The organism is Amycolatopsis sp. lyj-346 (assembly GCF_046548975.1).
Classification (GTDB): Bacteria; Actinomycetota; Actinomycetes; order Mycobacteriales; family Pseudonocardiaceae; genus Amycolatopsis.
Genome location: NZ_JAJPWT010000002.1, coordinates 528,241 through 541,358, shown reverse-complemented (window position 1 = coordinate 541,358; position 13,118 = coordinate 528,241). Strand labels below are relative to the sequence as shown.

Sequence of the window (13,118 nt, the reverse complement as noted above, 5' to 3'; positions counted from 1 at the left end):
CGTTGAACGCACCCAAGGTGGCCTTCGGTGCGTTGAACGCAACCAAGGCCACATTGGGGCGCATTGAGGCGGGGCGACACTGGTGGGGGCCGGATCACCCGGTACCCACACGCGGGGCTCTAGGCTCTGCGCATGGCCGCGACCAGTGAGCAGGGCACCGGGGGGACCCGGCAGGCCGTCCGTTCGGACGGTGGCCTCGTGCTGTTCCGGGTCGCCGGGGTGCCGGTGCTGCTCGCGCCGTCCTGGTGGATCGGCTCGCTGATCGTCGTCGTGCTGTACGCGCCGCTGGTCGGGCGGCTGCTGCCGGATGCCTCGACCACGACGTCGTGGCTGCTGGCCGGTGCGTTCGCGCTGCTGCTGGGACTGTCCGTGCTCGCGCACGAACTCGGGCACTGCCTGGTCGCGCTGCGGCTGGGGATCCCCGTGCGGCGGCTGCGCCTGTTCCTCCTCGGCGGCCTGTCCGAAGTGGCCCGCACGCCGAAGCGCCCCGGCGACGAAGGCCTGGTCGCCGCGGCTGGTCCCGCCGTGTCGCTGCTGCTCGGGGGCTTCTGCGGCCTGCTGATGTTCGCCGTGCCCCCGGACGGTGCGGTCTGGCTCCTGGTCGCCGAATGCGCGGTGGCGAACCTCGCCGTCGGCGTGTTCAACCTCCTGCCCGGGCTGCCGCTGGACGGCGGCAGGCTGGTCCGCGCCGGCGTCTGGGCGGCCACCGGCATCCGGGCGAAGGGGACGCGTGCCGCGGTCGCCGGCGGCGCGGTCGTGGCCGCGGGGCTGCTGGTCTGGGCCATTTGGGGCCTGGCGACCGCGAGCCCGGACCGCTGGCTGCGGCTGGGCGTCTGCGTCGTGACGGCGTGGTTCGTCATCCTCGGCGCGCGCTCGGAGCTGGCCGCCGAAGCCCGCCGCACCTGGCCGGAGGGCCTGGTCCTCGGCGAGCTGGTCCGGCCGGTGCTGCAGCTGCCCGCCGAGAGCCCGGTGTCGGACGCGCTGGCCGCGTCGGCCGGCCGGGGCGTGGTCCTCGTCCGCGCCGACGGCGTGGCGGCCGGGCTCCTGGACGAGGGCGCGGCCGAGCGGCTCGCGAGCTCCTCGCCGAACGCGCCGGCCGAGTTCGCGGCCGAGCCCATCCGGGCCGAGACGGTGCTGCTGGCGTCGGAGCCGGGGGAGGACGTCGTCGAGCGGGTCCGCGAAACCGCGGCGTGGCAGTTCCTCGTGGTCGACGACGAGGGCCGCCCGGCGGGCGTGCTGCGCCGGGACGACCTGCGGGCCGCGCTGAACCGCCGTACCCGCTGAGCCCCTGGCTCGCGCGGCCTGCGAAGATCTGGCGTCGGCCAAACGGGTTACAGGAGGAAGTGTTGTCGGTCAGCGGACCGTTTCGCGCGGGTGATCGGGTGCAGTTGACCGACTCGAAGGGGCGGCACTACACCCTGACGCTGGCCGCCGGTGGTGAGTACCACACCCACCGCGGCGGGCTGGCCCACGACGACCTGATCGGCCGCCCCGAAGGTTCGGTGGTCACGTCCGCGGGCGGGTCGACGTACCTCGCGCTGCGCCCGCTGCTGCCGGACTACGTGCTTTCGATGCCCCGTGGCGCGCAGGTGATCTACCCGAAGGACGCGGCGCAGATCGTGATGTGGGGTGACATCTTCCCGGGCGCGCGCGTGCTGGAGGCCGGCGCCGGCTCCGGCGCGCTGACCTGCTCGCTGCTGCGCGCGGTCGGCCCGGCCGGGCGCGTGCACTCCTACGAGATCCGCGACGACCACGCCGAACACGCCGAGCGCAACGTGGTGAAGTTCTTCGGCGAGAAGCCGGCCAACTGGTCGCTCACGGTGGCCGACCTGGCGTCGCACGAGGGCGAAGTCGACCGCGTCGTGCTGGACATGCTGGCGCCTTGGGACCAGCTGCCGAACGTCGCCGCCCACCTGGTGCCGGGCGGGGTGCTGACGGTCTACGTCGCGACCGTGACGCAGCTGTCGCGCGTCACGGAGTCGCTGCGCGAGCAGCAGTGCTGGACCGAGCCCGAGTCGTGGGAGACGCTGATGCGCCCGTGGCACGTGGTGGGCCTGGCGGTCCGCCCGGACCACCGGATGGTGGCGCACACGGCGTTCCTGCTCACCGCCCGCCGGCTGGCGGACGGCACCGTGTCCCCGCGGGTCTCGCGTCGCCCGAGCAAGGGCAAGGGCTGAGCGGACGCCCGCCGGGTTTTCGCCGCCGGCTCAGCCCGGCACGCACCAGCGGCCGTTCTCCTTGCGCAGCGGGAAGGGCGTGTCCTTGGTGCCGCCCGCGGCTTCGACGTGCACCTTCGCCGTCGCCGACTCGCCGCGCAGCTCCGGGGGTGCGGCCAGTCTCGCCGTGACCGGGCCGGCCGCGTCCCACGTCCGCTGCAGGCCCGCCAGTGCTTCGGCGGTCTGCGGACGGCAGGTGAGCTTCCCGAAAGCCGCCGAATCGTGGCGGGTGATCGCGTCGACGATGGCCTGGGCCAGCACCGCCACCGCCGCCGTGTCGGCTTCGTCGGGGGCGGGCGGCGGTGCCGAAGGGCGGGTCGACGGCGCCGGCGGGCTGGTTGCGACGGGCGGGGAATCGGACGGCGCCACGAGCAGCAGCCCCAGCACCACGCCCGCCCCGGCGCCGCCGAGCAGGACCAGCCCGGCGGCGATCGGGCGGTTCACCGCCGCCGGGTGCTCACGAGCCGTCCGCCTTGACGTTGGACAGGCACCAGAGCCCGGATTCCTTCTGCGCCGACATCGTGCCGACCTTGGTGGCGCTGCCGTCGGTGGCGGAGTAGCGGACGGTGGCCTTGTCGCCGGTCTCCTCCGGGGTGCCGGTCAGCTTGACCGTGACCTTCGGGATGTTGCCCGTGTTGCCCTCGTAGACGCTGCGGCAGATGGTGTCGCCGAGTGCCTTCTCGTCGCCCGCGTTGTAGGCGGCGATGGTCGCGTCGAACAGCTCCTGTGAGCCGGCCTTGCCGGCCGGGGCCGGTCCGCCCGCGGGCTTGCTGCTCTTCGACGTCGGGCTGGTCGGCGCGGTGGTCTTCGGCTTCGGGGTGGACGCCTTCGGCGCCGTCGACGGCGCCGCCGAGCTGCTGCTCGCGGGCGGTGCGGCGGCCTGCTGGTCGTCGCCGCCGTTGGCGAGGATCACAGCCGTGACGCCGCCGCCGACGAGCAGCACCGCGCCCGCCGCGATGCCGACGATCAGGCCGGTTTTCTTCTTCTTGGGCGGGGGCGCCTCGCCGAAGCCACCGCCGCCGTAGGGGTCGTAGCCGCCGAAGGACTGGGGCTGCTGGCCCCACTGGTCCTGCTGGCCGTACTGCGGGTGGCCCTGCTGGGGCTGAGGGCCCGTCTGCGGCTGGTAACCGCCCTGGCCGGGCTGGTCGTACGGACCGGGCTGCCCGTACTGCTGCGTGCCGCCGTCGTAGCCGCCCTGCTGCCCGTACTGCTGGGTCCCGCCGTCGTAGTCGCCGGGCTGGCCGTACTGCTGAGTGCCGCCGTAGCCGGGCTGGGGCTGGGGACCGCTCGGAGGGTAGCCGCCCTGCTGCGGATGGCCGTACGGCCCGGGCTGCTGCCCGTAGCCGCCGGGCTGCTGGCCGTAGCCGCCCGGTTGCTGCGGCGGGTAGGTCATGACGGGTGCCCCCTAGCGTTCCTTCGGTAGCGCCCGGCCGTCGGGCCGGCACAGCGTTGCCCGATGCTAGCCACCGGGCCGGACCGCCGCGCGGTTAGGGCGGAACTGGCCGGAAATGCCCGGATCCCGCGCGGAGGTTGGCGCTCTCGCGGGCGGGGTACTCCCGACGTGCTCGCTTCATCCCGGCCCGGAAGGACCCGTCTTGCACCAGCGCCAGGGCACCGAAATGGCCGCTTGCGCTGCGGGAATGTCCGTGCTGGGGGTGGCAGGCAAACCGCGACGCGCCGATCTTGTGATGCGGAAAGGCCTTTTCTTGTCGGTGATCGCCGGTACCGTGGAATGAAAAGCACTCCGAGGAGGTGCCCGATGCATCATGACCTTCCCGGAGGTCGGCGCGAGGAGGCCGACCCTTCAGCAACATCCGGAGCTGGGACGACGGCGGACGAGCAGGCTCGGCAGATCCGTTTTCTCGAGGAGGAAGTGGCGCTGCTGCGTCGCAAACTGACGGACTCGCCACGGCAGAACCGCGTTCTCGAACAGCGGCTCGCCGAGGCCTCGGAAAGGGTGAGCCAGCTCACCGAGCGAAACACCAAACTGGTCGAAACCCTGCGCGAAGCGCGAGGACAGCTCCTCGCCCTCCGCGAGGAGGTCGACCGGCTGGCCCAGCCACCGTCCGGGTACGGCGTCTTCGTCGAGGCGTACGAGGACAACACGGTGGACGTCTTCACCGCGGGCCGGAAGATGCGGGTGTCGGTTTCGCCCGCGGTCGAGATCGCGTCGCTGCGCCGTGGCCAGGCGCTGCGGCTCAACGAGGCGCTCACCGTGGTCGAAGGCGGCGGTTTCGAACGCGTCGGCGAGGTGTGCGCCCTGCGTGAAGTGCTCGCACCGGACATCGAGGGCGGCAGCCCTCGCGCACTGGTGGTCGGGCACGCGGACGAAGAGCGGGTGGTCCTGCTCTCCGATCTGCTGGCGGAGCAACCGCTCAAGCCGGGCGATTCGCTCCTGGTCGACTCCAAGGCCGGCTACGCGTACGAGCGCGTGCCGAAGGCGGAGGTCGAAGACCTGGTGCTGGAGGAGGTGCCCGACGTCCGCTACGAGGACATCGGTGGCCTCACCCGGCAGATCGAGCAGATCAGGGACGCGGTCGAGCTCCCGTTCCTGCACGCCGACCTGTACCAGGAGTACCAGCTGCGGCCGCCCAAGGGTGTCCTGCTCTACGGCCCGCCGGGCTGCGGCAAGACGCTCATCGCCAAGGCGGTGGCGAACTCGCTGGCCAAGAAGGTGGCGGCGGCGCGGGGCGACAACGAGGACGGGAAGTCCTACTTCCTGAACATCAAGGGCCCCGAGCTGCTCAACAAGTTCGTCGGGGAGACCGAGCGGCACATCCGCCTGATCTTCCAGCGGGCGCGCGAGAAGGCCTCCGAGGGCACCCCGGTGATCGTGTTCTTCGACGAGATGGACTCGATCTTCCGGACCCGCGGGTCGGGCGTCTCGTCCGACGTCGAGACCACGATCGTGCCGCAGCTGCTGTCGGAGATCGACGGTGTCGAAGGCCTGGAGAACGTCATCGTCATCGGCGCCTCCAACCGCGAAGACATGATCGACCCGGCGATCCTGCGGCCGGGCCGGCTCGACGTCAAGATCAAGATCGAGCGTCCGGACGCCGAAGGCGCGAAGGACATCTTCTCCAAGTACCTGGCCGAAGGCCTGCCGATCCACGCCGACGACCTCGCCGAGTTCGGCGGCGACGCCAAGGCGACGTTCGACGCGATGATCCAGCACACCGTCGAGCGGATGTACGAGGAGAGCGACGAGAACCGGTTCCTCGAGGTGACCTACGCCAACGGGGACAAGGAAGTCCTGTACTTCCGCGACTTCAACTCGGGCGCGATGATCCAGAACATCGTGGACCGGGCGAAGAAGTCGGCGATCAAGTCGGTGCTGGAGACCAACCAGCCCGGCCTGCGCGTGCAGCACCTGCTGGACGCGATCGTCGACGAGTTCGCGGAGAACGAGGACCTGCCCAACACCACCAACCCGGACGACTGGGCCCGGATCTCCGGTAAGAAGGGCGAGCGGATCGTCTACATCCGCACGCTCGTCACCGGCAAGAACCAGGACTCGGGGCGGGCGATCGACACCGCCACGAACACCGGTCAGTACCTGTAGGTTCGAAGGTTCGATGGGGCGGCTGCTTCGGCAGCCGCCCCATCGGCGTGTCTAACGGCGGACGAGTTCGGCTTCGGCCGGAGTTGAGCGGCGCAGGCGCAACCTGCCGTGGGCGGCGAGGATGCCCAGCACCACCAGCAGTGCCCCGGCCGGCTGGTTCCAGCTCACCGGCTCGCCCAGCACGAGCACGCCGAGCAGGACCCCCACCACCGGCGTCAAGTACGTCACCGCGGAGGCGTTGGCCGCGCCCCAGGCGGCGATGATCCGGGTGTTCCAGGCGTAGGCGATGCCGGTGCCGAAGACACCGAGCGCGATCATGCTCGCGACCACCGGCAGGTCGAGGTGGACCGGCGTGGCCGCGATCGCCGGAGCCAGCAGGGCGAGGATCACCGTTGCCGACGCCGTCTGCCCGAACGCGACGACGACCGGATCCGTCCCCCGAGGTGAGACGAATCGGCGCAGGTAGACGAAACACGCGCCGTAGCACGTCGTCGCGCCGAGACAGGCGAGCTGGGCGGTCAGCTGGTGCGACACGTCGATGCCGTGCCACACCCCGACGATCGTGAGCACGCCGGCGAACCCGAGCAGCAGGCCGAGCACCCGGGGCGGGGTGAACCGTTCCGCCGGCAGCGCGGCGGCCGCCAGCAGCATCGTGACCAGCGGCGTCGTCGCGTTGAAGATGCTGGCCAATCCGGACGAAATGTACTGTTCCGCCCACGAGAACAGCAGGAACGGCACGACGCACAGCAGCACCGACACGGCCGCGAGGTGCCCCCACAGCACGGGATCACGGGGAAGCGGCCGCCGGCGCACCAGCAGGATCACGGCCAGCGCCGCCGCCCCCAGCGCGACGCGGGCGAGCGCGACCTGGCCGGGGGAGAGCCCGCCGAGACCCACCTTGATGAACAGGAAACTCGCACCCCACACCACGGCCAGCAGCGCGAACCGCACCGTGACCCCGAACTCCGCCAATCGCATGGCCGCAGTCAAACCGGCGAACCGGCCGCGAAGCCAGCGGTTTTCCGACCCCGCGCTGCGTATAACGCCCTATACCGCCCGGCGGTAGGATGTTTCCGTGGCGGGGAGAACCGGACGGCGGTGGCAGGAAGCCGTCAGCCACGTCGCGAGCCGCGTCACCGGACCGCCGCTGCCGGAAGACCTGGACGTCACGATCCACTTCCACCCGGACCGGCTGGTGGGGGAGGTGCCGCTGCTGCGGCACTGGCTTACCGACGGGGTCTACCGCTCGCAGTTCGAGACCGGCACGGGCAACGGCGGCCTGACCGCGCACCCCGGTGGTGACCGGTGGCACTGGGAACACCGGATGTTCGGCGGCGTCTACGACGACCTGCCGCCGTCGGCCCGCCCGAAGTACGGCTCGCTCAACCATCGCCGCCGCCGGGCCGGCGGCTCGGTGCGGTTCGGTTCGGCCCACCTCCGGCTCAAGCGGGAGGTCCTGGACCGGACGACGTTCTGCTACCCGGACAGCTTCCGCGAGCCGGCGCACTTCGGCACGCGCACGCACATGCCGCTGATCCCGCTCGTCGAGGCGGACGCTCCCGACGAGCTCGACGGCTACATCGAGGCTCACGTCCACGGCCCGCTCCGGCTGCCGGACGACGTCGCGGCCCTCGTGCTGGACCCGGCGTTCCGCGGCACCGACGTCGAGGCGGCGGCCGCGGAGTTCCGGTTCCCGACCCGCTGGCACCACGGGTTCCGGCTCCCGGTGGCGAAGCTCGCCGAGCACGCGGACTACCGCGGCGAGGAAGCCGTGCGGGCCGGCGAAGACATCGCCGAGGACGGGTGGCTGGACGCCCGCGTCATCGGCGGCGCCGTCCGCGCCGGCCGGCACGACCCCCAGGTGCTCAAGCGCGTGTGGCACTGCACTGCGCGGTTCGGCTTACGCGGGTAGCAGGGCCTCGGTCAGCCGGCGCCAGTGCGGCATGGCCGAGGTGCCCGGCTCGACCCCGATGACCTGGACGCCGACGTGGTCGGCGCCCGCCTCGAGGTGGCTGCCCAGCTTCGTGGTGATCGTGTCGAGGTCGCCCCAGAACACGAGGTCGTCGACGAGCCGGTCGCTGCCGCGGCCGCCGTCGAGGTCCGCTTCGGTGTAGCCGAGCCGCCGGAACTTGGCGACGTTGTACTCCGAGGTGAGGTAGGGGTGCAGGTGCGCGCGGGCGATCTCCCGGGCCTTGGCCGCGTCGGTTTCGAAGAGCACGGCGTGCTCGACGCCCAGGAACGGTTCCGTCCCGAGGATTTCCCGTGCCTGAGCCGTGTGCTCCGGCGTTACGTGGTAGGTGTGCGCGCCCGCCGACCGGTCGCGGGCCAGCGCCAGCATCTTCGGTCCGTACGCCGCGAGCAGGCGGCGCATCGGTGCCCGCGGGGCGGGGTTGACGGACTGGCCGTCGTCCAAGGCGTCGAGGTAGTCGTTCATCGCCTGAAGGGGCTTCGTGCCGGGTTTTCCGGCACCGATGCCGAGTCCCAGCAGGTGGCGGTCCGGGTAGGCGTCCGCCAGCAGCAGGGCCGCGCCGCGGGTCCACTGCGCCTCGCGGGCCCAGATCCGCGCGATGCCGTTCACGACGGTGAGGCGCTCGGTGGCCGCCAGCAGGAACCCGGCGTGCGTCAGTGCTTCCCGCCCCTGGCTCTCCGGGATCCAGATCGACGGCCAGCCGAGTTCTTCCAGCTCCCGCACCGAGTCCCGGATCAGACCGGCCGGCTGGTCCTCGAAGTCGAACGTCCAGATCCCGTAGCGGCCGAGGCGCATGTTCTCGATCATACCCATAAATCGAAGTATCGCAGATTTTCGATATGATGCAACCGGCGGGGACTGGAACCGGGGAAGGGGAGGGGTTAGAGCGAGCGGCCGAGCGTGCCGACGAGCTCGGCGATCCGGGCTTCGTCGCGCTTGTAGTGCGTCCACTTGCCGACACGTGTCGCCCGCACCAGGCCGGCGCGCTGCAGTTCGGCCATGTACGCCGAGACGGTCGACTGTGCCAGCCCCGTCTTCTTCTGGATGTGGGTCACGCACACGCCGACCTCGACCGGATCGGCGATGGCCCGCTCGAGCGGGCTCTGTTCATCGAAAAAGTGCCGCACGGGCTCGCGCAGCCACCGCAGCACCTGCAGCCGTACCGGGTTCGCGAGTGCCTTGAACACGTCGAGCAGCTGCTCGGCGTGTTCAAGTTCGGGTTCGGGTTCGGTGTGCGCAGTCATGAGGCCTCGAGATCAGCATAACCGCCCCGGCGTGTGCTCCGCGCACCTTCCCGTATAACGACCTATACTCACGGCCGTGACCGAAGAAACCCGGCCCCGCGCACCCATCACCGAAGCCGACGTCCTGGCCTGGCTGGAGACGACGGCGGCCGCCGTCGAAGCGGGGGAGGTGGGGGCCCAGGAACTCATCGACATGCTCGGCGAGCTGCGCCGCGCGTCGGCGGCTTGCGCCGACGCTTCGGACTGGCTGCTGCTCGCGGCTCGGGAGGGCGGCGCGAGCCTGCGCCAGATCGCCCCCGTCTTCGGCAAGGGCTACGTCCGGGCTCCGGCCGCGCGCCTCGAAAAGCTGCACCGCCAGGCCCAGACCGCGAGTCAGTGGCTGGCCATCCTGCGGCACAAGCAGACCGCGTGAGCGCCCGCGTGGACCGGATCGCCCTCGGCCTGGCGGCGCTGGGCCGTCCCGCCTACATCAACCTGGGCCGGGACGGGGCGCTGCCGCCGGTGCGGGACGTCGCTTCGATGCGAGCGGCGACCTTCGCGGTGCTCGACGACGCGTACGCCGCGGGCGTCCGGCACGTCGACGTCGCCCGCTCGTACGGGCGCTCCGAGGAGTTCCTGGCCGGCTGGCTCGCCGAGCGGGGACACGCCGACGTGGAGATCTCGAGCAAGTGGGGGTACGCCTACGTCGGGGAGTGGCGGCTCGACGCCGAGGTGCACGAGGTGAAGGAGCACTCGGCGGCGCGGTTCGCCGCGCAGTGGGCGGAAACCCTGGCGCTGCTGGGGGACCGGGTCGGGCTCCACCAGGTCCATTCGCTCACTGTGGACAGTCCGCTCTTCGGTGACGAACCGTTGCTCGAAGCGCTGGCGGAACTGTCCGCGAACGGCGTCGCGGTCGGGTTTTCGACGTCCGGGCCGGCCCAGGCGGACGCGATCGAGCGGGCGTTCGCGCTGGAAGTGGCCGGGCAGCCGGTGTTCTCGGCGGTGCAGTCGACCTGGAACGTCCTGGAGCCGTCCGCGGGGCCGGCACTGGCCGCGGCGCACGCGGCCGGGAACCGGGTGCTGGTCAAGGAAACCCTGGCCAACGGCAGGCTGGCGGTGGAAGCGCCGGCCGCGGTCCGCGAGATCGCGGCCGCGCACGGCACCGGGCCGGACGCGGTCGCGGTGGCCGCGGTGCTGGCGCACGACTGGGCGGGCCGGGCGGTCATCGGCCCGGCGAGCCCGGCGCAGCTCGCGGCGAACCTGCGGGCCACGGCCCTCGAACTGACCGCGGCCGAACGGGATGTCCTGGCCACGCTCGCCGAGGCACCCGGGGCGTACTGGCGACACCGGTCCTCCTTGGCGTGGGACTGAGCGGCTGCACTACCCTTCGCAGGCACGCCACGGACGACGGGAGGCCGGGACAGGTGCGTCATCGGCAGGCGATCGCGTTGGCCGCGGTCGCGTTGGTCGGCCTCACGGGCTGCGACGGGCCCGACCCGAACAACCTCGAGACGTACTACGACGATCCGGTCCCCACGTCCTCGACGCCTCCGGCCGCCGCGGAAACCCCGGTGGGCCCCGCCAAGGCGGCCCCGGTGACGCCGGATCTCGGTGCGCTCGCGCAGCGCGCGCTGCTGTCCGATGCGGACGTCGCCGAGGAGGGCGTGCAGCCGGCTTCGGGTGAGACGTCGGGGTGCCTGACCGACGGGATCTCGGCCACCAGCCGCACCGCGACCTGGCGCTATCCCAGCGGCTCGGTGCTGCGCCACCGCGTCGCGGCCTACCCGGACGAGTCCGCGGCGGACGCCGTGGCGCGTGCCGGCTGCGCGGGCAAGACGGTGAGTGTCCCGGCGCAGGCCGGTGTCGATCGCCAGCGGGCGTGGTGCGAGGGCAAGACCTGCACCGTCCTGCTGGCGAAGGGGAGGCTCGTGTCCGGGCTGACCGTTTCGGCGAGCACGGAGACCCGGGCGGTGGACGCGGCGAAGCGCCTGCTGCCCGCGATGGCGGCGAAGCTGGCCGCTCAGCCGTAGCGGCGGAACCACTCCTGGACGCCTTCGCGGCCGTCGGGGATGAAGGGCAGCTCCGGGGCCGGGTCGTCGATCCAGGCCCGCAGCTCGGCCAGGGTGATCCAGCGGCCTTCGACGATCTCCTCGGCCTGGTGGCGGATCGGGCCGTCCCAGCGGACCTCGAAGGCGAAGTTGTGGCAGCGGTTGCGGCCGTCGTCGTAGACCTTGGTGAACAGGGGCACCGGTTCCACCCCCTGGACGCCGAGTTCTTCGGCGAGTTCGCGGCGGGCGCACTCGGCCGGGGTCTCGCCGGCGGCGACCACCCCGCCGGCCCAGCAGTCCCAGGTGGAGGGGAAGACGTCCTTCCCGGGGGTGCGGAGGTGCACGTAGACCGCGTTTCCGTCACCCGAACGGACCAGGACGACGCCGGCGGCGTGCCACAGGGCGCCGGCGCGGACGCGGGTGCGGGTGGTGGTGCCGACCACCGCGCCGGCCTGGTCATAGAGGGCAACGAGTTCGTCACTGCCTGGCATGGGTGCATCGTTCCACTAGGACGACCCCGTAGGGTGGGGACATGCGGCGGATCATGGGAACCGAAGTCGAGTACGGCATCTCCGTGCCGGGCGACGCGACGGCGAACCCGGTACTCACCTCCACCCAGGTCGTGCTGGCCTACGCGGCGGCGGCCGACATCCCCCGTGCCCGGCGGGCGCGGTGGGACTACGAGGTGGAGAGCCCGCTGAGGGACGCTCGCGGGTTCGACTTGACCGGCCCGGGCGGGCCGGGGCACGACCCGGACGTCGAGGACCTGGGTGCGGCGAACGTCATCCTGACCAACGGGGCGCGGCTGTACGTCGACCACGCGCACCCGGAGTACTCCGCACCCGAGGTGACGAACGCGCGGGACGCGGTCATCTGGGACAAGGCGGGCGAGCGGGTGATGGAGGAGGCGGCGATGAAGGCCGCGTCCGTGCCGGGCCAGCCGCAGCTGCAGCTGTACAAGAACAACGTCGACGGCAAGGGCGCGAGCTACGGCACGCACGAGAACTACCTGTGCGCGCGGTCGACGCCGTTCACCGCGATCATCGCCGGGCTGACGCCGTTCTTCGTGTCGCGGCAGGTCGTGACCGGCTCGGGCCGGGTCGGGATCGGCCAGCAGAGTGAAGAGGCCGGGTTCCAGCTCTCCCAGCGTGCGGACTACATCGAGGTCGAGGTCGGCCTGGAGACCACGCTCAAGCGCGGGATCATCAACACCCGCGACGAGCCGCACGCGGACGCGGACAAGTACCGGCGGCTGCACGTCATCATCGGCGACGCGAACATGTCGGAGTACTCGACGTACCTGAAGGTCGGGACGACGGCGCTGATCCTGGACCTGATCGAGTCGGGGATCCGGTTCGACGAGCTGAAGCTGGACGAGCCGGTCAAGGCCGTGCACCAGATCAGCCACGACCCGACGCTGAAGACGCAGGTCGCGCTGGCCAACGGCAAGAAGTACACCGGGCTGGACCTGCAGTTCGCCTACCACGAGATCGCTTCGCAGAACCTGGAGCGCACGGACGCGGACCAGGCGTCGAAGGAGGTCCTGCGGGTCTGGGGCGAGGTGCTGGACGCGCTGGCGCGGGATCCGCAGGAGTGCGCGGACCGGCTGGACTGGCCGGCGAAGCTGCGGCTGCTGGAGGGCTACCGGCAGCGGGACAACCTGGCCTGGGGCGCGCCCCGGCTGCGGCTGGTCGACCTGCAGTATTCGGACGTGCGGCTGGCGAAGGGCCTGTACAACCGGCTCGTCACGCGCGGGTCGATGAAGCGGCTGGTCTCGGAGGAGGAGGTGCTGGCCGCGGTGACGACGCCCCCGTCGGACACGCGGGCCTACTTCCGGGGCCGGGCGCTGGAGAAGTACGCGACCTCCATCGCAGCGGCTTCGTGGGATTCGGTCATCTTCGACGTGGGCAAGGAGTCGCTGGTGCGGATCCCGACCCTGGAGCCGCTGCGGGGGACGAAGGCGCACGTCGGCAAGTTGCTGGACAACGCGGCGACGGCGGAGGAGCTGGTGGAGGCGCTCACCGGTTCGGACTAGGCGGTTGGCACACCGATCGCGGCGTTGCCCCGAATGTCGGGGCCGCTGGGTAGGCTAGGAAACAT

14 protein-coding genes are annotated in these 13,118 nt (G+C 71.7%); 8 read left to right on the top strand and 6 right to left on the bottom strand.

Going from position 1 to position 13,118, the window contains the following annotated elements; all coding sequences use genetic code 11:
• Window positions 1–132 precede the first annotated feature (132 nt).
• Window positions 133–1,284 (top strand): site-2 protease family protein, encoded by a 1,152-nt coding sequence (locus ACLJQE_RS08785; RefSeq protein ID WP_410638640.1) that lies wholly within the window; start codon window positions 133–135, stop codon window positions 1,282–1,284.
• 62 nt (window positions 1,285–1,346) lie between these two features.
• Entirely contained in the window at window positions 1,347–2,177 is an 831-nt protein-coding gene (locus ACLJQE_RS08780) for a tRNA (adenine-N1)-methyltransferase (RefSeq protein WP_410638639.1), read from the top strand.
• Window positions 2,178–2,207: 30 nt separating this feature from the next.
• Here the strand turns inward: ACLJQE_RS08780 and ACLJQE_RS08775 are convergent, their stop codons facing one another.
• Both ACLJQE_RS08775 and ACLJQE_RS08770 read right to left on the bottom strand, forming a co-directional pair.
• The gene (locus tag ACLJQE_RS08775) at window positions 2,208–2,660 is read right to left on the bottom strand and encodes a hypothetical protein (protein WP_410638638.1); all 453 of its coding nucleotides are present in this window, start codon (window positions 2,658–2,660) and stop codon (window positions 2,208–2,210) included.
• 13 nt (window positions 2,661–2,673) lie between these two features.
• Window positions 2,674–3,609 carry a hypothetical protein gene (locus tag ACLJQE_RS08770; protein WP_410638637.1) on the bottom strand — a complete coding sequence of 312 codons (936 nt, stop codon included), beginning with the start codon at window positions 3,607–3,609 and terminating at the stop codon, window positions 2,674–2,676.
• Window positions 3,610–3,975: 366 nt separating this feature from the next.
• Here ACLJQE_RS08770 and arc point away from each other — a divergent pair, with 366 nt between their 5' ends.
• On the top strand, window positions 3,976–5,778 hold the full coding sequence (gene arc / locus ACLJQE_RS08765; protein WP_410638636.1) for a proteasome ATPase: 1,803 nt from the start codon (window positions 3,976–3,978) through the stop codon (window positions 5,776–5,778).
• A gap of 51 nt (window positions 5,779–5,829) precedes the next feature.
• On the opposite strand, the gene ACLJQE_RS08760 is transcribed toward arc, so the two are convergent.
• Window positions 5,830–6,756 (bottom strand): DMT family transporter, encoded by a 927-nt coding sequence (locus ACLJQE_RS08760; RefSeq protein ID WP_410638635.1) that lies wholly within the window; start codon window positions 6,754–6,756, stop codon window positions 5,830–5,832.
• A 97-nt stretch (window positions 6,757–6,853) separates the two neighbouring features.
• Here ACLJQE_RS08760 and ACLJQE_RS08755 point away from each other — a divergent pair, with 97 nt between their 5' ends.
• On the top strand, window positions 6,854–7,690 hold the full coding sequence (locus ACLJQE_RS08755) for a DUF3626 domain-containing protein (protein WP_410638634.1): 837 nt from the start codon (window positions 6,854–6,856) through the stop codon (window positions 7,688–7,690).
• Here the strand turns inward: ACLJQE_RS08755 and ACLJQE_RS08750 are convergent.
• Both ACLJQE_RS08750 and ACLJQE_RS08745 read right to left on the bottom strand, forming a co-directional pair.
• Window positions 7,679–8,560 carry a TIGR03620 family F420-dependent LLM class oxidoreductase gene (locus tag ACLJQE_RS08750; protein ID WP_410638633.1) on the bottom strand — a complete coding sequence of 294 codons (882 nt, stop codon included), beginning with the start codon at window positions 8,558–8,560 and terminating at the stop codon, window positions 7,679–7,681. The genes ACLJQE_RS08755 and ACLJQE_RS08750 overlap by 12 nt on opposite strands.
• A gap of 68 nt (window positions 8,561–8,628) precedes the next feature.
• Window positions 8,629–8,991 (bottom strand): ArsR/SmtB family transcription factor, encoded by a 363-nt coding sequence (locus tag ACLJQE_RS08745; protein WP_410638632.1) that lies wholly within the window; start codon window positions 8,989–8,991, stop codon window positions 8,629–8,631.
• 76 nt (window positions 8,992–9,067) lie between these two features.
• Between ACLJQE_RS08745 and ACLJQE_RS08740 the strand changes: the two genes are divergently transcribed.
• From ACLJQE_RS08740 to ACLJQE_RS08730, 3 genes are read left to right on the top strand one after another with little or no spacing between them, the layout of a single operon-like run.
• Window positions 9,068–9,403 (top strand): hypothetical protein, encoded by a 336-nt coding sequence (locus ACLJQE_RS08740; protein WP_410638631.1) that lies wholly within the window; start codon window positions 9,068–9,070, stop codon window positions 9,401–9,403.
• Entirely contained in the window at window positions 9,400–10,341 is a 942-nt protein-coding gene (locus ACLJQE_RS08735; RefSeq protein WP_410638630.1) for an aldo/keto reductase, read from the top strand. Before ACLJQE_RS08740 ends, ACLJQE_RS08735 begins: the two co-directional genes overlap by 4 nt.
• 53 nt (window positions 10,342–10,394) lie before the next feature.
• Entirely contained in the window at window positions 10,395–11,000 is a 606-nt protein-coding gene (locus tag ACLJQE_RS08730) for a hypothetical protein (protein ID WP_410638629.1), read from the top strand.
• On the opposite strand, the gene ACLJQE_RS08725 is transcribed toward ACLJQE_RS08730, so the two are convergent.
• Window positions 10,991–11,509, bottom strand: coding sequence for an NUDIX domain-containing protein (locus tag ACLJQE_RS08725; RefSeq protein WP_410638628.1), 519 nt, complete (start codon window positions 11,507–11,509; stop codon window positions 10,991–10,993). The genes ACLJQE_RS08730 and ACLJQE_RS08725 overlap by 10 nt on opposite strands.
• Window positions 11,510–11,550: 41 nt before the next feature.
• Between ACLJQE_RS08725 and dop the strand changes: the two genes are divergently transcribed.
• Window positions 11,551–13,053 (top strand): depupylase/deamidase Dop, encoded by a 1,503-nt coding sequence (dop, locus tag ACLJQE_RS08720; protein ID WP_410638627.1) that lies wholly within the window; start codon window positions 11,551–11,553, stop codon window positions 13,051–13,053.
• Window positions 13,054–13,118 lie beyond the last annotated feature (65 nt).